Annotated in this window: 15 protein-coding genes and 1 tRNA gene; 9 read left to right on the top strand and 7 right to left on the bottom strand. The window is 60.6% G+C overall.

Annotation, left to right across the window (positions count from 1 at the left end):
- Positions 1–2 precede the first annotated feature (2 nt).
- From EHN06_RS00255 to EHN06_RS00245, 3 genes are all read right to left on the bottom strand, one after another.
- Positions 3–578 carry an L-threonylcarbamoyladenylate synthase gene (locus tag EHN06_RS00255; RefSeq protein WP_127329130.1) on the bottom strand — a complete coding sequence of 192 codons (576 nt, stop codon included), beginning with the start codon at positions 576–578 and terminating at the stop codon, positions 3–5.
- Positions 579–620: 42 nt separating this feature from the next.
- Entirely contained in the window at positions 621–1793 is a 1173-nt protein-coding gene (gene dprA, locus EHN06_RS00250; protein ID WP_206075700.1) for a DNA-processing protein DprA, read from the bottom strand.
- Positions 1794–1952: 159 nt separating this feature from the next.
- Positions 1953–2969: a LysM peptidoglycan-binding domain-containing protein gene (locus EHN06_RS00245; RefSeq protein ID WP_127329128.1), complete on the bottom strand. Its 1017-nt coding sequence runs from the start codon at positions 2967–2969 to the stop codon at positions 1953–1955.
- A 351-nt stretch (positions 2970–3320) separates the two neighbouring features.
- Between EHN06_RS00245 and def the strand changes: the two genes are divergently transcribed.
- From def to gmhB, 7 genes are all read left to right on the top strand, one after another.
- Positions 3321–3824: a peptide deformylase gene (gene def / locus EHN06_RS00240; RefSeq protein WP_127329126.1), complete on the top strand. Its 504-nt coding sequence runs from the start codon at positions 3321–3323 to the stop codon at positions 3822–3824.
- Between the two features lie 109 nt (positions 3825–3933).
- Positions 3934–4869, top strand: coding sequence for a methionyl-tRNA formyltransferase (fmt, locus tag EHN06_RS00235; RefSeq protein WP_127329124.1), 936 nt, complete (start codon positions 3934–3936; stop codon positions 4867–4869).
- Positions 4870–6171: a 16S rRNA (cytosine(967)-C(5))-methyltransferase RsmB gene (rsmB, locus tag EHN06_RS00230; RefSeq protein WP_127329122.1), complete on the top strand. Its 1302-nt coding sequence runs from the start codon at positions 4870–4872 to the stop codon at positions 6169–6171.
- On the top strand, positions 6168–7571 hold the full coding sequence (trkA, locus tag EHN06_RS00225) for a Trk system potassium transporter TrkA (protein ID WP_127329120.1): 1404 nt from the start codon (positions 6168–6170) through the stop codon (positions 7569–7571). Before rsmB ends, trkA begins: the two co-directional genes overlap by 4 nt.
- A gap of 135 nt (positions 7572–7706) precedes the next feature.
- On the top strand, positions 7707–8729 hold the full coding sequence (gene glyQ / locus EHN06_RS00220; RefSeq protein WP_127329118.1) for a glycine--tRNA ligase subunit alpha: 1023 nt from the start codon (positions 7707–7709) through the stop codon (positions 8727–8729).
- Positions 8730–8731: 2 nt separating this feature from the next.
- Entirely contained in the window at positions 8732–10813 is a 2082-nt protein-coding gene (gene glyS / locus EHN06_RS00215; protein ID WP_127329116.1) for a glycine--tRNA ligase subunit beta, read from the top strand.
- 24 nt (positions 10814–10837) lie between these two features.
- On the top strand, positions 10838–11386 hold the full coding sequence (gmhB, locus tag EHN06_RS00210; protein ID WP_127329114.1) for a D-glycero-beta-D-manno-heptose 1,7-bisphosphate 7-phosphatase: 549 nt from the start codon (positions 10838–10840) through the stop codon (positions 11384–11386).
- Between the two features lie 13 nt (positions 11387–11399).
- Here the strand turns inward: gmhB and EHN06_RS00205 are convergent, their stop codons facing one another.
- Complete coding sequence (locus tag EHN06_RS00205) at positions 11400–12785, bottom strand: TrkH family potassium uptake protein (protein ID WP_206075751.1); 1386 nt, start codon at positions 12783–12785, stop codon at positions 11400–11402.
- Between the two features lie 264 nt (positions 12786–13049).
- Here EHN06_RS00205 and EHN06_RS00200 point away from each other — a divergent pair.
- A tRNA-Pro gene (locus EHN06_RS00200) sits at positions 13050–13126 on the top strand.
- A gap of 182 nt (positions 13127–13308) precedes the next feature.
- Positions 13309–13680, top strand: a complete 372-nt coding sequence (locus EHN06_RS00195; RefSeq protein ID WP_127329112.1) for a VOC family protein — start codon at positions 13309–13311, stop codon at positions 13678–13680.
- Positions 13681–13730: 50 nt separating this feature from the next.
- On the opposite strand, the gene EHN06_RS00190 is transcribed toward EHN06_RS00195, so the two are convergent.
- The 3 genes from EHN06_RS00190 to ptsP are packed head-to-tail and all read right to left on the bottom strand — an operon-like array spanning position 13731 to position 19281.
- Positions 13731–15488, bottom strand: coding sequence for a PTS fructose-like transporter subunit IIB (locus EHN06_RS00190; protein ID WP_127329110.1), 1758 nt, complete (start codon positions 15486–15488; stop codon positions 13731–13733).
- Positions 15485–16450, bottom strand: a complete 966-nt coding sequence (gene pfkB, locus EHN06_RS00185; protein WP_127329108.1) for a 1-phosphofructokinase — start codon at positions 16448–16450, stop codon at positions 15485–15487. Before pfkB ends, EHN06_RS00190 begins: the two co-directional genes overlap by 4 nt.
- Positions 16450–19281 carry a phosphoenolpyruvate--protein phosphotransferase gene (gene ptsP, locus EHN06_RS00180; RefSeq protein WP_127329106.1) on the bottom strand — a complete coding sequence of 944 codons (2832 nt, stop codon included), beginning with the start codon at positions 19279–19281 and terminating at the stop codon, positions 16450–16452. The genes pfkB and ptsP overlap by 1 nt, the downstream gene beginning before the upstream one ends.
- Positions 19282–19413 lie beyond the last annotated feature (132 nt).

The raw sequence follows: 19413 nt of genomic DNA, 5'->3' as shown, positions 1-19413 counted from the left end.
ACCTACCGCAATTGACGGCCGCTGACGATATCCAGAATACGGCTGGGCTGGCGACTGCCCCCCAGATCACCGGGTACGATCCAGTCCAGCTCATCACCAAAATAACGGCGGACCTGCCAGATGGAGCGGGCAGGCTGACGCCCGGCCGGATTGCAGGATGTGGACACCAGTGGCATGCCGGCGGCGTCACAGAGGGCGCGAACCACCGGATGATCGCTGACCCGCACGGCAATGGAACTGTGGCGACCGCGTACCCACTCCGGTATCTGGCGTTCCACGTCCGGCAGCAGACAGGTGACCGGACCCGGCCAGTGTTTTTCGGCTTCCCGCTGCAACTCAACGGGTAGGGGATCCAGCAGGAAGCGCACCTGTTCAATGGAGGAGGCGACCAGAATCACGCCCTTTTCCATCGGTCGGCGCTTCAGGTCGAGAATCCTGTCGACCGCCTGCACATCCCAGGGATCGCAACCCAGTCCCCACACCGCTTCCGTGGGGTAGGCAATGACACCACCTTGCAGAAGTGTGCGGCGAGCGCAATGCAGTTGCCAGTCAGTCAGGGGGTTCGGGGCATGTGACATAGGGTCATTCACTCTGATACGTCGTTGCCGGACCTGCCCGGCTCATGCAATTTTCTGGAAACCACCCGGCACCGAACTGACCAGCCCCTGTAACTCCAGCAGCAACAGCGACTGCATCAGCTGGTCGGCGGGTAATCCGGTTTCCGAGCACAGTTGATCGGTTGATTGCGGATCATACCCTAAAGCCTCCAGCACCGCGATTTCCCTGGTGTCCAGATCCATTGCCAATGGTTGCTGCCCCTCCCGATGTTCGACCGTAGGAGAGGGGGACCACCAGGCGCCCAGTTCTTCCAGAACATCATCGACAGTTTCCACCAGGCGGGCACCCTGCTTGATCAGGTGATGACAGCCCCGGGCCACGGGACTGTGGACGGATCCAGGGATGGCAAACACTTCCCGCCCTTGCTCCAGAGCCAGCCGCGCGGTGATCAACGACCCGCTTTTCAAGCCTGCTTCCACCACCAGTACGCCCCGGCTCATGCCACTGATAATGCGGTTCCGTTGCGGGAAGTGGGCGGCCCGGGCACGGACGCCGGGAGGGTATTCCGAGATCAACAATCCCTGCTCAATCATCCGCTCCGCCAGCTTGCGGTGCTGGCTGGGATACAGTTGGTCAAAACCACTGCCTATCACCGCCAGGGTCGGGTGGCCGGCATCCAGGGCACCGGCGTGGGCAGCGCCATCAATCCCCAGCGCAAGGCCGCTGGTGATCACAAACCCCTCGCGGCCCAGGGCGGCGGCAAAATTCCGCGCATGATCCAGGCCCGCCCTGGTGGCATTACGGCTGCCCACAATACCGATCTGGTCTCGCGTCAGCAGCTCACGGCAGCCAAGGCAGTAGAGCACCAGCGGGGCATCGTGGATGTGGTGCAGGGATTCGGGGTAATCGTCGTCTTCCGGGGTTAGCAGCCAGATTCCTTGCGTCCGGCATGCCTCCCAGATCCGGAGAACCTTCGCCACCACCGGGTGGTTCCGGTCCTGCTGCTGCCAGGCCTGTATGGGCTCTACGCTTTCACCGCTCAGGCCAATGGCTTTCAGCGTAGCGACACTGGCTCCCAGTATCGCGGTGAGGTCGGTCAATGCGGACAACGCAGCCTGACGCCGGCGTACGCCAAACTTCGGCAGGCAGGACAGCATCAACCACGGACCTGTTGCGCAATGGAAGATATCGGAGGAAGCCTCCGGCGGACTCAAAACAGTGGGCACATCGGGCATGGGGCATCCTTCCCTGGCTAGTTGATACAGCAGTATCGGGACTGCTTCCCGGCGTTTGCCTTCCTGGCACTGACCGGTGGTGATGATTATGCCATAAAAAACGGGAGCCGATGATGGGCTCCCGTTTCGGGACCTGCATTCAGGGGGTGAGCCAGGCTCTCAGGGATTGGTCACCTTATCCCCGACCGACAACGGACGGGTAGCCTTCAGGATCAGACCGTAGCTCATTTTTTCGTAGGTCTGGAATACCATCATCAGGCCAGCCCGCTCGGACGGCAGTTCGATGGTTTCGTTGGTGACCGGGTCACGAACCAGGTTGCCGCTTTTCAGGACTGCCATCACATTACCCGGCTTCAGACCTTCGCGTTCGCCACGGTTAATAGCCACCACATCGAACTGGCCAATCTGGTTGACACCGCCTTCCACGGAAATCATCTGGCCTTCAAGCTCGTCATCCGGTGAACTCGGCACGAAATTGGTGGTCAGGCGCCGGTCCTCGCTGACCAGCAGGCGATCACCGATACGCACTTCCTCGCTGGATTTGGTGAGGTTCAGTGTCAGTACATCACCATTCTCGGCGTTAATGTCACCCTTGGCGATACTGCGCGCCTCCAGCCCCAGGAATTCCCCGGTCTCGGGATCCCGGAACTCCTTGCTGCGGCGAAAAATGCCGACCTTGTCCGCCGGCTTTTCACCCCGGGCGTAAACGCGGTCCCCGGCACCGGTGATGATCCGACCGTCTTCACCTTCCAGTACGTAGGGTGCGCCGTTAATTTCCTCGGGAGAGACAATGCGGGTTTCGGACAGGAAGCTGCTGATCGCATCCAGGGGAATCGCCGGGATCGGCGTATCGATGGGTTCGGAGCGCACCTTCGGAGACAGTTTCACCACACCGTTGCTCGCCACCTTGGTAAGACGCGGTTTGCCATCGATATAAACCAGTGCTAAACGGTCACCCGGGTAGATCAGATGAGGATTCTGCACCTGGGGATTCACATGCCAGATTTCCGGCCATTGCCAGGGATCCTGCAGAAAACGGGCGGAAATGTCCCACAGGGTGTCACCCTTCACGACAGTGTAACGCTCGGGATGATCGGCCCTGAGCTCCGGCTGTGCATGGGCCCAGGAGGTTAGCAGCAGCATACTTGCTGCCAGAGCGTACAGCAGTTTCCTCATTGTGTAAGTCCTTGATCGCGTGCCTTGAATCGATGGATTCTGTTCTTGATAAGCAGCCTGTAGGGTGCAGCTTATTACGTTGCTGTTTCCGATACTATAGAAGAAGTCTCGCAAATTGTGATGTTATCTTTTGTTCTTCCAGTAAATTCTATTCCACCATCAAGAGATTTTAACTATCAACTGATCAGTTTGTACTCAATCGTCAAGATGGGGGATAATATAAAGTATCCGGTCATAATAGCCCCGGATAAGAAATATGCGCAGTACACTGTCGCATTTCGGAGATAGCAGTCACACTGTTACAAATCATAACGGTGTCATTCAGGTTCACAGGCCAAAAGTACGAGCAACATGATATTAGAGATTCTCGAATACCCGGATCCCCGTCTGCGCACCATTGCCAAACCGGTGGACAAGGTAACAGACGCCGAACGCAAGCTCATCGACGACATGTTCGAGACCATGTACGATGCGCCCGGTATTGGCTTGGCGGCGACCCAGGTGAATGTTCACAAGCAGATCATCGTAATGGATCTGTCCGAGGACAAGAGCGAGCCACGGGTGTTTATCAATCCGGAAGTGGAAGTGCTGGATGGCGAACTCGAGGACATGCAGGAAGGCTGCCTGTCGGTACCCGGTTTCTATGAAGATGTCTCGCGGATAGAACATTGCCTGATCCGTGCCCTCGACCGCGACGGCAAGCCCTTCGAACTGGAAGCCCGCGGTCTGCTGGCGGTCTGCATCCAACATGAAATGGATCACCTCAATGGCAAGCTGTTCGTGGACTACCTGAGTGCCCTGAAGCGCAACCGGATTCGCAAGAAACTGGAGAAGCTTCACAAGAAGAGTGCCTGATGACCAGCACTCTCGCCCGGTAAGCGGATCCCGGCGACAATAGCCAGAATTAACGGACCGGGTTGAGACCCGGTCTTTTCGTATTCAACGGAACAGAGACCACAGCACCGTGCGTATCGTGTTTGCCGGCACCCCGGATTTTGCAGCAACCGCTCTCAAAGCTCTTCTGGCCACCCGTCATAACGTGGTGGGGGTCTACTCCCAGCCTGATCGTCCGGCCGGTCGTGGCCGCAAGCTGACGCCAAGCCCGGTGAAACAGGTCGCCCTGGATGCCGGCATACCGGTCTTCCAACCGGAAAGCCTGAAAGCCCCGGAGGCCCAGGACGAGCTTCGCAAGCTTGAGGCGGACGTGATGGTTGTCGCCGCCTACGGCCTGATTCTTCCCAAAGCGGTGCTGGACATCCCCACCCATGGCTGCCTCAACATCCACGCCTCGCTGTTGCCGCGCTGGCGTGGTGCCGCACCGATCCATCGGGCGATTGCCGCCGGCGATACGGAAACCGGGATCACCATCATGCAGATGGATGAGGGCCTGGACACCGGCGCCATGCTGCTCAAAGCGGTCACCGCCATTGAGGCCGACGATACCGGTGGCAGCCTCCACGACCGCCTCGCGGATATGGGCGGAGAGGCCATCGTCAAGGCGCTGGCGCTGCTGAAAAAAGGCGAACTGCAGGGTGAGGCACAGAACGACGACCTGGCCTGCTACGCTCACAAGCTGTCCAAGGACGAAGGCCACATTGACTGGTCCGCCGACGCAGCAACGATCGAGCGACTGATTCGCGCCTTCAATCCCTGGCCCGGCACCTACACCGATCTCGACGATCAGCGGATTCGCCTCCATCGCGCCCAGATCCTGGAAGAATCCTCCGACAAGGCGCCAGGCACCGTGCTGCGGCGGGAACGGGACGGCATCGATATCGCCTGTGGCAGCGGGGTTCTCAGAGTCACCTGCCTGCAACTCCCCGGCGCCCGTGCCCAGACAGCCAACGACCTGATCAATGGCGGCAAGGAACTGTTACTGCCGGGCCAGGAGCTGCGCTGAATGAACGACCGCAGTCAGCCCATGCGAGCCCTGGCCGCCCGCGTGCTGCAATCGGTGGAGAACGGTCAGTCGCTGACCCAATGCCTGCCGCCGACACTGAACCAGCTTGCGCCGAACGAACGCCCGGAACTGCAGGCTATTTGTTACGGCACCTGCCGCTGGTTCCACCGCCTTGATGACGAACTGAACCAGCGCCTGAAGAAACCCCTGCGCAAACAGGACCGGGTGGTTCATCACCTGATGCTGGTGGCGCTGTTCCAACTGCGCTACAGCCAGCAGGCCACCTACGCCGTGCTGAATGAAACGGTGGAAGCCTGCCGCGCCCTCGGCAAGCCCAACCTCACCGGACTGGTCAATGGCGTGTTGCGTAGCGCCGAGAGGGACGGCGCCCCCGAGCCCACCAACGATGCCGCCCGTTTCAGCCACCCTCAATGGATGGTGGAAAAGCTGCGCCATAACTGGCCTGATGACTGGTCGACTATCCTCGCTGCCAATAACGCCCAGGCTCCCATGACCCTGAGAGTCAACGCCCTGCGGTTTTCCCGTGAGGACTACCTGGGCCATCTAGCGGAAGCCGGCATCCCGGGACAAGCCACCGAATTTGCGCCCCATGGCATCCAGTTGGAGACGCCGGTACCGGTGGACCATCTGCCGTGGTTTGCCGATGGCGCCGTCAGCGTTCAGGACGAAGCCGCCCAACTGTGCACAACCCTGCTGGACCTCGCTCCCGGCCAGCGGGTGCTGGATGCCTGTGCGGCCCCCGGCGGAAAGACCTGCGCCATTCTCGAAGCCTGTGGCGAGCTGGATGAAGTGGTGGCCATCGACGAATCCGCCGAACGCCTGCCCCGGGTACAGGAAAACCTGGACCGTCTCGACCTGCGGGCGACCCTGCAGCAGGCGGACGCCGCCGCCATCGATCAGTGGTGGGACGGCCAGCCGTTTGACCGCATCCTGCTGGACGTGCCCTGCAGCGCCAGCGGTGTTATTCGCCGTCACCCGGACATCAAGCTGCTGCGACGGGAGTCGGATATTGTGCCGCTGGCTTCCATCCAGCTCGGATTGCTGGATGCCATGTGGCAGATCCTCAGGCCCGGTGGCCGCCTGGTCTATGCCACCTGTTCTGTGTTCCCCCAGGAAAACCACCGTATAATTCAACGATTCCTCAAGCAGCAAGCCACAGCGATGCTGCTGGAACCGGACGCACCCTGGGGTCGCGATATGACCGCTGGCAGACAACTGTTACCGAACCCCGACAGTCATGACGGCTTCTTCTACGCCGTGCTGGAGAAACCTCACCTATGAAAATCCTGATTCTCGGCGCCGGCCAGGTCGGCGGCACACTGGCGGAAAACCTGGCCAACGAAGCCAACGACATCACCGTGATCGACAGCGACAGTACCCGCCTGCGGGAACTGCAGGATCGCCTCGATATTCGCACGGTACAGGGCAAGGCTTCTTTTCCCACGGTACTGAGACAGGCTGGCGCGGAAGACGGCGACATGATTATCGCCGTCACCAACAGCGACGAGACCAACATGGTGGCGTGCCAGGTGGCCAAGCTGCTGTACAAGACACCGACGACCATCTGCCGGGTCCGGGCCAACGCCTACCTGGCAAAATCCGAGCTGTTTTACCAGCGCGAGCAGAAAAAGGACCTGGACAGCCTGCGCGGCTTTCCCATCGACGTACTGATCAGCCCGGAACACCTGGTCACCAAGCACATAACCCGGCTGATCGAATACCCGGGCGCCCTGCAGGTATTGGAATTCTCCAAGGGCCTGACCCGGCTGGTGGCCATCCGCGCCACCGAGGGCGGGCCACTGGTAGGCCATGAGCTGTCCTACCTGCGCACTCATATGCCCAAGATCGACACCCGGGTGGCGGCCATCTTCCGGAAGAACCGCGCCATCATGCCCCAGGGCGACACGGTCATCGAAGACGGCGACGAGGTGTTCTTCATTGCCGCCTCCGACCACATCCGCTCGGTGATGAGCGAACTCCAGCCGCTGGAAAAACCCTACAAGCGCATCTTCATCTGCGGCGGCGGCAACATCGGCCAGCGCCTGGCCCATACCCTGGAGAACCGTTATCAGGTCAAGCTGCTGGAGCGTGATCGCGAACGCTGCGTGATGCTGTCGGAAAACCTGCGCAAGACCGTGGTGCTGGAAGGCAACGCCGCCAACAAAGACATCCTGCTGGAAGAGAACATCGAGAATACCGACGTGTTCTGCGCCGTCACCAATGACGACGAAGCCAACATCATGGCCTCCTTGCTGGCCAAGCGCCTCGGCGCCCGCAAGGTGCTGACCCTGATCAACAACCCGGATTACGTCGACCTGATCCAGGGTGGCGACATTGACGTGGCGATCTCGCCCCAGCAGACCACCATCGGCAGCCTGCTGACGCATGTGCGTCGCGGTGACGTGGTGAACGTGCACTCTCTGCGTCGGGGTGCGGCCGAGGCCATCGAAGCCATTGCCCACGGCGACCACCGCTCTTCCAAGGTGGTGGGCAAGCGTCTCGATGAGATCGCGTTGCCCGAAGGCACCACCATCGGTGCCATCGTTCGCCACAACGAGGTACTGATTGCCCACGATCACCTGCGGGTGCAGCCGGACGACCACGTGATCCTGTTTCTGGTGGACAAAACCCGCATACGGGACGTGGAAAAACTGTTCCAGGTGGGGCTCACGTTCTTCTAGGGAAACAGAGCAAAAACAAGGCTGTGAACGCCACTTAGAAATACACGTTTGGCCAGCGTATAATGCGCCTTTTTTCAGCGTGCCCCGACTTGTTTAACGGGGCGCCACACACAGACCGATCAGCAGGCAATCGTCGTGACAGACAAGGCAACTTCTCACAATACCCCGGACGTCAAAACCTTCCAGGGTCTGATTCTGGCTCTGCAGAACTTTTGGGCGCAGCATGGCTGCGTGGTGCTCCAGCCACTGGATATGGAAGTGGGTGCAGGCACCTTCCACCCCGCCACCTTCCTGCGCTCCATTGGCCCGGAGACCTGGAATGCCGCCTATGTTCAGCCCAGCCGCCGTCCCACCGACGGACGCTATGGCGAAAACCCCAACCGCCTGCAACATTACTACCAGTTCCAGGTGGTACTGAAGCCTTCGCCCGATAACATCCAGGAACTGTACCTGGACTCCCTGAAGGCCCTGGGCCTGGACCCGCTGGTTCACGACATCCGTTTTGTGGAAGACAACTGGGAATCACCGACCCTGGGCGCCTGGGGCCTGGGCTGGGAGATCTGGCTCAACGGCATGGAAGTGACCCAGTTTACCTACTTCCAGCAGGTCGGCGGCCTGGAATGCTACCCGGTCACCGGCGAGCTGACCTACGGTCTGGAGCGCATCGCCATGTACCTGCAGGGCGTCGACAGTGTCTACGACCTGGTGTGGACCGAAGGCCCGGATGGTGTGGTCACCTACGGCGACGTGTTCCACCAGCAGGAAGTGGAGATGTCCACTTACAACTTCGAACACGCCGACACCGAGTTCCTGTTCCACAGTTTCGATGTCCATGAGCGTGAAAGCGCGCGGCTGATTGAAGCCGGCCTGGCGCTGCCTGCCTACGAGCAGGTGCTGAAAGCCTCTCACACCTTCAACCTGCTGGATGCCCGTCACGCCATTTCCGTGACCGAGCGTCAGCGCTTCATCCTGCGCGTTCGCACCCTCGCCCGCGCCGTGGCCCAGGCCTACTTTGACAGCCGCCGCAAGCTCGGCTTCCCGCTGGCGCCAGACGCGCTGCGCAAGGAAGTGCTGGCTGCGGCCGAAGCCGCCGATGAAAAGGCCAGTGGCAAAGGCAAAAAAGGTAAGAAAGCACAGCAGGAACAGGGGAACGCATAATCATGGCAACACAGGATTTTCTGGTCGAACTGGGCACCGAAGAGCTGCCCCCCAAGGCCCTCAAACCGCTTTCTGACGCTTTTACCGCCGGCATTGCAAGGGGTCTGGAAGACGCCGGTATTGCTTTTGGCAAGGTCGAGAGTTTTGCCGCGCCGCGTCGCCTCGCCGTGCGCGTCCGTGATCTGGCCGATGCCCAGCCAGACAAGTCCGTGGAAAAGCGCGGCCCGGCGGTGAAAGCCGCCTTTGACGACGCTGGCAACCCGACCCGGGCGCTGACCGGTTTCGCCACCTCGCTGGGCGTGACGCCGGATCAGCTGGATACCCTGGAAACCGACAAGGGCGCCTGGGTGGTCTACCGCACCGTCGAGAAGGGTCGCCCCACCGTCGAATTGATGCCGGAACTGGTGGAGCAGTCCCTGGCCGGATTGCCCATTCCCAAGCGCATGCGCTGGGGAGCCTACCGCACCGAATTTGTCCGTCCGGTACACTGGGCCATCATGCTGTTCGGCAACAAGGTAATTGATACGCCGATCATGGGACTGACCCCGGGCAACAAGACCCGCGGCCACCGTTTCCACTGCCCGAAGTCCCTGATCGTGCCGACACCGGGCGACTACGAGGTGGTGCTGAAGCAGGAAGGCTACGTAATCGCCGATTTCGCCGAGCGCCGGGAACAGATCCGTTCCGGTGTCACTGCCCTGGCCGAGAAAGAGGCCGACGGTAAGGCAGTGATCGATGAAGAGCTGCTGGACGAGGTTACCGCCCTGAACGAGTGGCCGGTACCACTGATTGGCCGGTTTGATGAGCGCTTCCTGGAGGTGCCAGCGGAAGCCCTGATTTCCTCAATGAAAGAACACCAGAAGTACTTCCACGTGGTGGCCGCCGATGGCGAGATCCTGCCCCTGTTCATCACCGTGGCCAACCTGGAAAGCAAGGAACCAGGTCAGGTCATCTCCGGTAACGAAAAAGTGATCCGCCCTCGCCTGGCGGATGCCGCCTTCTTCTACGAGACCGACCGCAAGACCCGGCTGGAGGATCGCGTCGAGCAGCTCAAGCCGATTGTTTTCCAGGAGAAGCTTGGCAGTATTTACGACAAGTCTGTCCGGGTGGCCGCACTGGCGAAGAAGATTGCCGGAGCCATTGGCAGCGATCCGGCCTTGGCCGAACGCGCCGCCATGCTGGCCAAGACCGACCTGGTCACCGAGATGGTGCTGGAGTTCACTGACCTCCAGGGCATCATGGGTCAGTACTACGCCGCCAACGACGGCGAGCATGAAGACGTGGCCAGGGCCCTGAATGAACAATACATGCCGCGTTTCGCCGGTGACGACCTGCCCACCACGCTGACTGGTTGCGCCGTCGCCATCGCCGACCGCCTGGACTCCCTGGTCGGCCTGTTCGGCATCAACCAGCCGCCCTCCGGCACCCGCGATCCGTTCGCCCTGCGGCGCGCATCCCTCGGCGTTCTGCGCATCATCATTGAAAGGGAACTGCCGCTGGACCTGCAGACCTGCTGCCAGTGGGCGGAAGAGAACTTCACGGTGCTGACCGAGCAGAACACCGCCAGCACGGTGGTGGACTACATGCTGGAACGTTTCCGCGCCCATTACGAAGAGCAGGGCATTGGCGCGGAAGTCTACCTGGCCGTCCACGCCCGTCGTCCCACCCAGCCGCTGGACTTTGACCGCCGGGTGAAAGCCGTGGAAGCCTTCCGCCAGTTGCCGGAAGCGCTGGCCCTGGCCGGCGCCAACAAACGGGTGTCCAACATTCTCACCAAACAGGGCGGCGATGCCATTGCTGAAACCGTGGACAAGAACCTGCTGCAGGACCAGGCCGAGCAGGCTCTGGCCGAACAGATCAGTCAACAGGCCGCCAAGGTTCTGCCGCTGTTCGAGCAGGGTAACTACGCCGAGGCACTGAGCTCGCTGGCCAGCCTGCGGGAGCCAGTGGATAATTTCTTTGACGAAGTGATGGTGATGGCGGACGACGACGCCATTCGCAATAACCGTCTGGCCATGCTCAACCAGCTCCGCAACCTGTTCCTGCGGGTGGCGGACATCTCGCTACTGCCCACGGCAAGCTGATACAGAGGCAACCGCAAAAGCACAATGCTGATCATTCTGGACCGGGATGGGGTCATCAACCAATACGATGGCAACTACATCTGCTCAGCGGATGAGTGGATCCCCATTCCCGGCAGCATTGAGGCGATTGCCCGGCTCTGCAACGCCGGGCACCGCATCGCCATTGCCACCAACCAGTCCGGCATCGCCCGCGGCTACTATGACATCGATGCATTGGACGCCATGCACGAAAAACTGGAACAGCTGGTTGAAGCGCAGGGCGGCTGCATCGATTTCATTGCCCATTGTCCACACCATCCCGATGACCACTGCGCCTGCCGCAAGCCACTGACCGGTATGCTGGACCAGATCCGTGATCACTTTCATCTGGACAGCCTGCAGGGAGCCTTTATGGTTGGCGACAGTCGCAAGGATCTTGAGGCAGGACTTGCGGAGGATTGCCGACCGGTACTGGTGCTGACTGGCAACGGCGTGGATACCGCATATCACCTTGAGACCCGGCCTCTCCCGGACGTTCGCCAGTTCGACAATCTCGCCGCGTTTGCAGACTGGGTGATCAGCACCAACCTGTAACCAGAAAGACCTCTCAGCTCCGCCAGAAATCCGGTGACAGCATAACCAGAACGCTCAATAACTCCAGTCGCCCCAGAACCATGGTTCCCATCAACACCCATTTGGCCGCATCTGGCAGGGGCTGGAAGTTACCCGCCGGTCCGATAATGTCGCCAAGCCCCGGCCCAACGTTCGTCAGGGCCGTGGCGGCGCCGGAAAGGCTGGTGATCAGATCCAGTCCGAGCGCTCCCAGAATGGCGGTGACAAACGCCAGGGTGGCGAGAAAGATAAAAGAAAACGCCACGCTTGAGGCGACGATATCATCACCGATCACCTTGCCATTGTAATGCCGGGCAAATACCGCATGAGGGTGCAACAGGCGCCGAACCTGCTCACGAAGTAACAGCATCGACAACTGGAAACGGAAAATCTTCATGCCCCCGGAGGTTGACCCGGAACACCCACCGACAAAGGTGATAAATAGAAAAACCACCACCGCGAACGGCCCCCAAAGGGAATAATCGGAGGACGCGTATCCAGTGGTTGTCACCACCGAGGTAACGTTAAACAGCGCGTGAACGAAAGCATCGAACGGATTGGCAGATTCGTTCAGGACCCGGTAAACCGTCAGCATCAGTGCGATGACCAGCAACAGGCCCAGGAAAAAGTGCACTTGTTGATCCCTGAAGAGAGGTTGACGCTGGCCATGGATAAACCGGACAAAAAGGAAAAATGGCATCGCTCCAATGGCCATGAAAACGGTGGATGCAATCAGAATTAATGGCGAATCAAACTGACCCATGGAGCTGTCTGACGTTGAATAACCACCGGTAGAAACCGTGGTCAGGGCATGGTTCAGCGCCCCGAACAGATCCATGCCAAGCAACCAGTAAGTGAGGATACAACTGAAAGTCAGCCCCAGATAAATACCCACCAGACTCCTGGCGAGGCTATTGGTCCGGGGCACCACCTTTTCGTTCCACTCGGAAGATTCGGTGGCAAACAATCGCATGCCACCAATTCGCAGGAATGGCAGGATGGCCACCGCCATGCCGATAATCCCGATCCCGCCCATCCATTGCATCAGCGAACGCCACAACAGAATGTCGTCAGGCAGACCATCCAACCCGCTCAATACTGTTGACCCCGTTGTGGTGACGCCGGAGATACTTTCAAAAAACGCGTCGGTGACCGTGAGTTTCATATCACTCAATAACAACGGCAAACTGGAGAACAGCGGAATGACCACCCACGCCGATACCGTCAACATGAACATCTGGCGCTGTCGGAGTGCATGCTTCTTCCGACCGGCCAGTAGCAATGCCGTGAGACCAACGACAAAACAGACAACGGCCGACTTTACAAATGCGAGCCAGTCCGGTGCCTCACCAAACATCAGCAGGTTCACAGGCAATGTCATCAGAAAGCTGAGAAGGATCAGCAGAAAGCCCAGAATCTGAACAATTGGCAGGATATTCACAGCAAGCCAAACCCCGATTTACCATAACCGTTAAGAGCGTGGGAGTCGCAGCCAGAGCCCACCTCAATTGGAGTGGGTTTTATACACCCTTTACCCATGATTTCCCATGCCGCAGTGGATAAACCCTGGCCGGCTTTTTTTGCATCCGACCCACGAGTGGGGCTGGTAAAACCAGAGCGAATCCGTATAATACCGGCCGTTGATCGGCGTGTGGCGCAGCTTGGTAGCGCACTTCGTTCGGGACGAAGGGGTCGCAGGTTCGAATCCTGCCACGCCGACCACTTTCCCGCCTTATCCCTTACTATCCCTGATAAAGAATTCCGACACTCTAAGCCTGATGCGTAACAGGCATGCTTTCAGAACAAGCGACAGACCTGTTGTGGAAAACCAGCTACAGTGCATCCAATAGACTAGGCTATTACGTATTCCTATCGCCCGGAACAACCAACAATGGAGCACAGCAATGATCGGATATGTCACCCTTGGTGTCAGTGATATGGCAAAGGCGAAGCAATTCTACGTGGATCTTCTCGGAGATCTGGGCGCAAAGGTATTGCTGGATATGGAGCGCATTGCCTTTATCGGCAAAAACATGGGGTCGCCCATGCTGGCGGTTTGTAAGCCGTATAACGGTGAGCCCAACCATCCCGGCAACGGCAACATGGTGGCCATTCAGCCGGGATCAAAGGAGGCAGTGGACGCCCACTACCACAAGGCCATCGAACTGGGTGCCTCCTGCGACGGTGAGCCGGGGCAGCGCATTCCGAACCAGTTCTACGGTGCCTACGTGAAAGACCCGGACGGCAACAAGTTGGCGTTTTTTCACTTCGGTTAATGCAATAGCCCTCTGATGAGGGCTATTACTGGAACCTCAATGTTCCTTGATCAGTTGGCTGTGGCCACCACTTCCACCTTGCCGGTTTTCAGCAGGGCATACCCGAATCCGATCACCAATGATCCCACCGCAATGGCGATCAGATAGGGCAAGACTGCACTGACCGCATTCGGAATGGCCAGCACAAACAACCCGCCATGGGGCGCCATCAGCTTAACCGTAAACAGCATCGACAGGGCACCGGTAATGGCGCCGCCAATCATGCATACCGGGATCACACGCAGTGGATCCTTGGCCATGAAGGGAATGGCGCCCTCGGAGATAAAACACAGCCCCAGCACAAACGACGCCCGACCGGCCTGACGTTCGGCTTCCGCAAACTTGCGGCGGGCTACGAATGAAGCCACACCCATGCCGATGGCCGGCACCATACCCGCTGCCATAATGGCGGCCATGGGCGCGGAACCGCCACTGCCCTCGGACAGCAGACCGACCCCGAAGGTATAGGCCGCCTTGTTGACCGGACCACCCAGATCGAAACACATCATCGCACCCAGGATACCGCCCAACACAATGGCGTTGGTGGTGCCCATGCTTTCCAGGAAACCGGTCAGTCCGTTCATGATGGCGGCCATAGGCTCGCCCAGCACGTAGATCATACCCAGACCGGTCACCAGACTGGCCAGTAATGGAATGATCAGAATCGGCTTGAGGGATTCGATGCTTTCCGGCATCGGCAGTTTCTGGCTGATAAAGCGGGCGACATAACCCGCCAGGAAACCGGCGGCGATACCGCCGAGGAAGCCGGCGCCGAGTTCGCCCGCCAGGAAGCCACCGATCATGCCCGGCGCCAGCCCCGGACGGTCGGCGATGGACCAGGCAATATACCCGGCCAGCAACGGAATCATCAGTTTGAATGCAGTGCCGCCGCCGATCTGCATCAACGCGGCCGCCAGGGTGCCCTCTTCCTGAAACGCCTCAATGCCGAACACAAAGGACAGGGCAATCAACAGGCCACCGGCCACCACCATCGGCAGCATGAACGACACACCGGTCAGCAGGTGCTTGTACGGGCCCCGTTTTTCACCGCTACCAGCACTGGCGGTCGCTTTCTGCTGGCCGGCATCCAGAATGGCGGCATCCGCCAGGGCAGCGCGCACGGTGTCCGCCGGTTTCTTCAGGGCTGCACCCGTCGAGGTACGCCATACCCGCTTACCGGCAAAACGGCTGGGGTCCACCTCGATATCGCAGGCAAGGATAACCACGTCAGCTGCCTTGATCTCCTCGTCGGTCAGGGGATCCTGGGCGCCCACCGAACCCTGGGTTTCCACCCGGATATGGTGCCCGGCCTCTTCTGCTGCCGCCGTCAGGGCCTCGGCCGCCATAAAGGTGTGGGCGACGCCAGTGGGGCAGGCTGTGACAGCGACGATGGTCCGGCCACCGCCCGTGGAAGCCGGTGACGTGGTTTCCGGCACCGCACCCGCCGCCTCCGGGGTCCAGGGCGCTGCTTCCCGCTCCGCGCTGTCCAGCACCGCTGCGGGATCCGGCAGGGCAGCGGTCACCGTCAACTGATACAGGGGCTTGCCGGCATAAGCGGTAAGATCCACCGGTGCGCCAAGAGCAGCGATGACCAGGTCCGCATCCCGGATGGTGGCCTCATCCGGGGCCGACGATACCTTGCCCCCGGGGCCACGGATATCGGTGGTCACATTCCACCCGCGTTGCCTGGCGGCCCGCTCCAGAGCCCGGGCCGCCAGAAAGCTGGTGGCCACGCCCTGAGGGCAGGAAGTTACAAGGATTACATTCATAACGGCATCTCCCCATTGTTGTTCTCACCAAGCCAGGGCAGAACCCGGGTTTGTTCAAGCAGTTGGTGGAAATCCGGTGCGGCGGGGTTGCCAACACCGACATGTTGTACGCTTTCAACTGACAGGGCGGTGGCGAAAGCCAGTACCTGCTCCGCCGCATGACCACTGAGACAACCATGCACCATCCCCGCCAGCAGGGTGTCGCCCGCACCAACGGTGCTGGCCACGGACACCGATGGGGGCACCGACCGGAGACTCCCGCCGGGACGGAGCCAGAGCACACCGTCCGGGCCCATGGAGACGATGACTTGCGAGATCCCTGATTCCTGCAACCTGACCGCAGAATTGGCCACCGCAGTCAGGGAGTCCAGGGAACCGCCGGCCCAATCCGCGAGTTCATCAATATTGGGTTTAACGGCTTCAGGCCTGGCGGTCACACCGGCTTTCAATGCCTTACCACTGGTGTCCAGCCACACCGGTTTTCCCCCATCGTTGATCCCTGCAATCAATGTAGCCAGAGTGGATTCGGGGAATTCGCCCGGCAGACTGCCACCGATCACCACGGCGTCACTTTCGGGAATCAGTAACGCCAGCCGCCGCTCTAGTTGCGTCAACGCGTCTCCGGTGACCTCAAAGCCGGGACCGTTCAGCTCCGTCACCCGACCATCCTGTTCTGTAATCTTGAGGTTGATGCGGTTCTGGCCGGGAACCCGGACGAATTCGTCCTGCAGACTCTCATCCGCACACAACCGCTCAAAGGCCGCAGCATTGTCTTTCCCCAGAAACCCACTGACCGTTACCGAATGGCCCAGTTGCGCCAGCACCCGTGCGACATTGATCCCCTTACCGGCGGCATCCAGGCGGGTGTCATCGGCTCGGTTCACACTGCCCAGGGTGACCGTGGAGATCCCCGCAGTGAGATCCAGGGCGGGATTGAGCGTGATACAAAGAACCCTGGCCATTACAACGCCTCCAGGGCATCGCGCACCTCAACCGCGCTGGCCTTGCCGAGCGCCAGTTCCGCCTGCTTGCGGGCGCTGTCCAGGGTCAGGTCACGAATACAGGCCTTGACCAGCGGCACCCGGCGGCTGGTCACCGACAGCTCATCCACGTCCAGCCCCACCAGCACGGGAATCGCTTGCGGATCGGAAGCCAGCTCGCCGCACACCCCCACCCAGCGGTCATGGGCATGGGCCGCTTCCACCGTCAGTTGGATGAGGCGTAACACCGCCGGGTGCAGGCCATCGGATTCAGCAGACAACTGACCGTGGCCGCGATCAATGGCCAGGGTGTACTGGGTCAGGTCGTTGGTGCCAATGGAGAAGAAATCCACTTCCGGCGCCAGGGTCCGCGCCAGCAGGGCACAGGACGGAATTTCGATCATCACCCCCACCTGGACATCGCTGGCAGGCACCTCGGCCTGAACCTTCGACACAATCGCCCGGGCGGCGCGGAACTCTTCCAGATCCTTGACCATCGGGAACATGATGCGCAGGGGGCGGTCACCGGCAGCGGTTAACAGGGCGCGCACCTGGGTTTCAAGAATCTCCGGACGGGTGAGCGACAGGCGAATCCCGCGCATACCCAGGAACGGATTGTCTTCCTGGGGCAGGGGCCAGTAATCCAGCGGCTTGTCACCCCCGACATCCAGGGTGCGGGCCACCAGCGGCAGACCATTCAGGGCGTCGAAGGCATGGCGGTATTCCCGCACCTGGGTTTCGAGATCCGGGGCCTCCGGGTGCGCCATGAAGATGAATTCGGTCCGCAGCAGACCGATACCGTCCGCACCCCGCTCCACGGCATCCGGCGTGTGCGCGGTATTACCAAGGTTGGCGCAGACCTCAAGCGTGTGGCCGTCGCGGGTGATGGCGGGTTGGTGGCGGCTCTCATGGGCCTGCGCCTGCAGGGTTTCCAGCTGCTCCAGCCGGCGACGGATGCGCTCACAACGCTCCGGCCCCGGGCTGGGCACCAGGCAGCCACGTTCGCCATCCACCACCAGATCTGCGCCATCGGCAATGGTCAGCACCTGTTCTCCGGCACCCACCACCGCCGGCAACCCCAGGGCACGGGCGAGGATGGCGCTGTGGGAGGTGGCACCACCACGGGCAGTCACCAGACCCCGAACCCGGGAGGTATCCAGGCGGGCCACGTCGGAAGGTCCAAGGTCGTCAGCCACCAGTATGTAGGGCGCATCCGGTGGCGTCGGCATGGCCACGCCACAGAGATTGGCGAGCACCCGCCGGCCGACATCCCGCAAGTCGGCGGCACGCTCGGCCAACAGGCGATCGGCCAGCGCTTCCTGGGCCCGGGCGGCGGTATCAATGGCCTTCCACCAGCCAGCCTCGGCGGATGCACCCTCGTTGATGGCTTCCAGTGCCGCCTGGTAGAGATCATCGTCCTGCAGCATTTCCACGTGTACCGACAGGATCGGTGCTGCCTCGCCACCCTCGGCGTGACGAATCAGAGTACGCAACTGGCCGTCGGCGTCATCAATGGCCCGGCTCAGCCGCTGGATCTCCTGTTCACTGTCGTCAGCGGTATCGGCGTAGTCCAGAGACGGTTGACGCAGGACGAATGCCGGTGCCAGCGCCAAGCCGGGAGAAGCCGCAACGGCCTTCAATGGCTGGTCGTCCACCAGCGGATCGGGCGCAGCCCGGGATTCCTCGGCAGTCTGTTGTTCACCGGACCGCAACGGAGCAACCTCTTCTCCCAGCCCTTCGGTAATCACCCGGGACAGGTCTGCAACGGCCTGTTCGGCGTCCTCGCCCGTGGCCGACAATAACAGCACCTGGCCACGGCGCGCGCCCAGACCAATCACCCGGGTCAGGCTGGTGGCGGACACCGCACTGCCATCGCCTTCCAGCAATCGCACCCGGACATTGGCATTGTGACGCCGGGCTTCCTGCACCAGCTGTTTCGCCGGCCGGGCATGCAGCCCGTGGGCATTGAGCAGGGTCACTTTCGCGGTGACTGCATTCGCCGCCTCACCGGACAACCGCGCCAGCACGGCGTCGGCACCCAACCCTTCGATGGGCTCATTGTGGGCAAGGAAGTTATCGATACGGTCCAGCAGGTCATGGCATTCATCGCCCTGACCGGCGAGACAAAACACCCCTTTGAGTTCCGCCGTTGGCTTTTTCGGAGTCGCCAGGGACAGGGTGGGGCGTTTGGCGCCGACGGTATGATGGGTCAGCCAGAAACCCTGGCCAAGCGGTACCGGCGGCCGGCCAACGATCTCGCTGAGAAAGTCCGTACCCACGCACTGCAGGCTTTGCAGCCGCGCCGCTGCAATTAACCCCAGCTCATTGGCGGTTCTGGCTTCCACCCCCAGGCACAGAGTGTCGCTATCGCATTTTGGCATCACCGGTGCCCGGGACAGCAGTGCCACCAGTTCGGACGCATCCGTCGACCGCGCCAGCTGGTCGGCGAGGCCCGGCTTGTCCAGCACACGGGTCAGATGCCGCAGGATATCCAGGTGCTCATCGGACTGGGCGGCAATGGTCACCAGCACATGAACGCGAGCGCCATCGTGCCAGTTTATGCCTTGTGGGAACTGGAGAATACGGATACCGGTATCCAGGACCGCGTCACGGCTTTCAGGGGTACCGTGGGGAATGGCAATGCCATTACCCAGAACGGTGGAAGATTGCTGTTCCCGGGCCATCATGCCGGCCAGGTAATCCGGGGAGGTGCGGCCGGCGGATTCCAGATCCCGGGCGGCCTGTTGCAGCGCATCCTGCCAGTCAGTGGCGGTTACACCAAGTCGAACGTCGTTGGCGGTCAGCGTCAGCATGATCGTTGCCTCGCTTTGTTGTTGTGATACGGCGGTATCATATTTTCATTGCTGAATCGTGTCAGCATGCTTAAAATCGATAATGAAACAGATATGATCAGAAATCAAGCAATCTTTGGATACCCGCAAACC

The sequence above is a fragment of the Marinobacter sp. NP-4(2019) genome, assembly GCF_003994855.1.
Taxonomy (GTDB): Bacteria; Pseudomonadota; Gammaproteobacteria; order Pseudomonadales; family Oleiphilaceae; genus Marinobacter.
The sequence above is the reverse complement of the archived record's forward strand: the minus strand, read 5'-3'. Positions and strand labels throughout refer to the sequence as shown.

What these genes read in the sequence shown, in the direction of transcription:
- EHN06_RS00255 (WP_127329130.1), bottom strand. Translation starts at nt 578, where the DNA reads ATGTCACATGCCCCGAACCCCCTGACTGACTGGCAACTGCATTGCGCT.
- dprA (WP_206075700.1), bottom strand. Translation starts at nt 1,793, where the DNA reads ATGCCCGATGTGCCCACTGTTTTGAGTCCGCCGGAGGCTTCCTCCGAT.
- EHN06_RS00245 (WP_127329128.1), bottom strand. Translation starts at nt 2,969, where the DNA reads ATGAGGAAACTGCTGTACGCTCTGGCAGCAAGTATGCTGCTGCTAACC.
- def (WP_127329126.1), top strand. Translation starts at nt 3,321, where the DNA reads ATGATATTAGAGATTCTCGAATACCCGGATCCCCGTCTGCGCACCATT.
- rsmB (WP_127329122.1), top strand. Translation starts at nt 4,870, where the DNA reads ATGAACGACCGCAGTCAGCCCATGCGAGCCCTGGCCGCCCGCGTGCTG.
- trkA (WP_127329120.1), top strand. Translation starts at nt 6,168, where the DNA reads ATGAAAATCCTGATTCTCGGCGCCGGCCAGGTCGGCGGCACACTGGCG.
- glyS (WP_127329116.1), top strand. Translation starts at nt 8,732, where the DNA reads ATGGCAACACAGGATTTTCTGGTCGAACTGGGCACCGAAGAGCTGCCC.
- gmhB (WP_127329114.1), top strand. Translation starts at nt 10,838, where the DNA reads ATGCTGATCATTCTGGACCGGGATGGGGTCATCAACCAATACGATGGC.
- EHN06_RS00205 (WP_206075751.1), bottom strand. Translation starts at nt 12,785, where the DNA reads ATGACATTGCCTGTGAACCTGCTGATGTTTGGTGAGGCACCGGACTGG.
- EHN06_RS00195 (WP_127329112.1), top strand. Translation starts at nt 13,309, where the DNA reads ATGATCGGATATGTCACCCTTGGTGTCAGTGATATGGCAAAGGCGAAG.
- EHN06_RS00190 (WP_127329110.1), bottom strand. Translation starts at nt 15,488, where the DNA reads ATGAATGTAATCCTTGTAACTTCCTGCCCTCAGGGCGTGGCCACCAGC.
- pfkB (WP_127329108.1), bottom strand. Translation starts at nt 16,450, where the DNA reads ATGGCCAGGGTTCTTTGTATCACGCTCAATCCCGCCCTGGATCTCACT.
- ptsP (WP_127329106.1), bottom strand. Translation starts at nt 19,281, where the DNA reads ATGCTGACGCTGACCGCCAACGACGTTCGACTTGGTGTAACCGCCACT.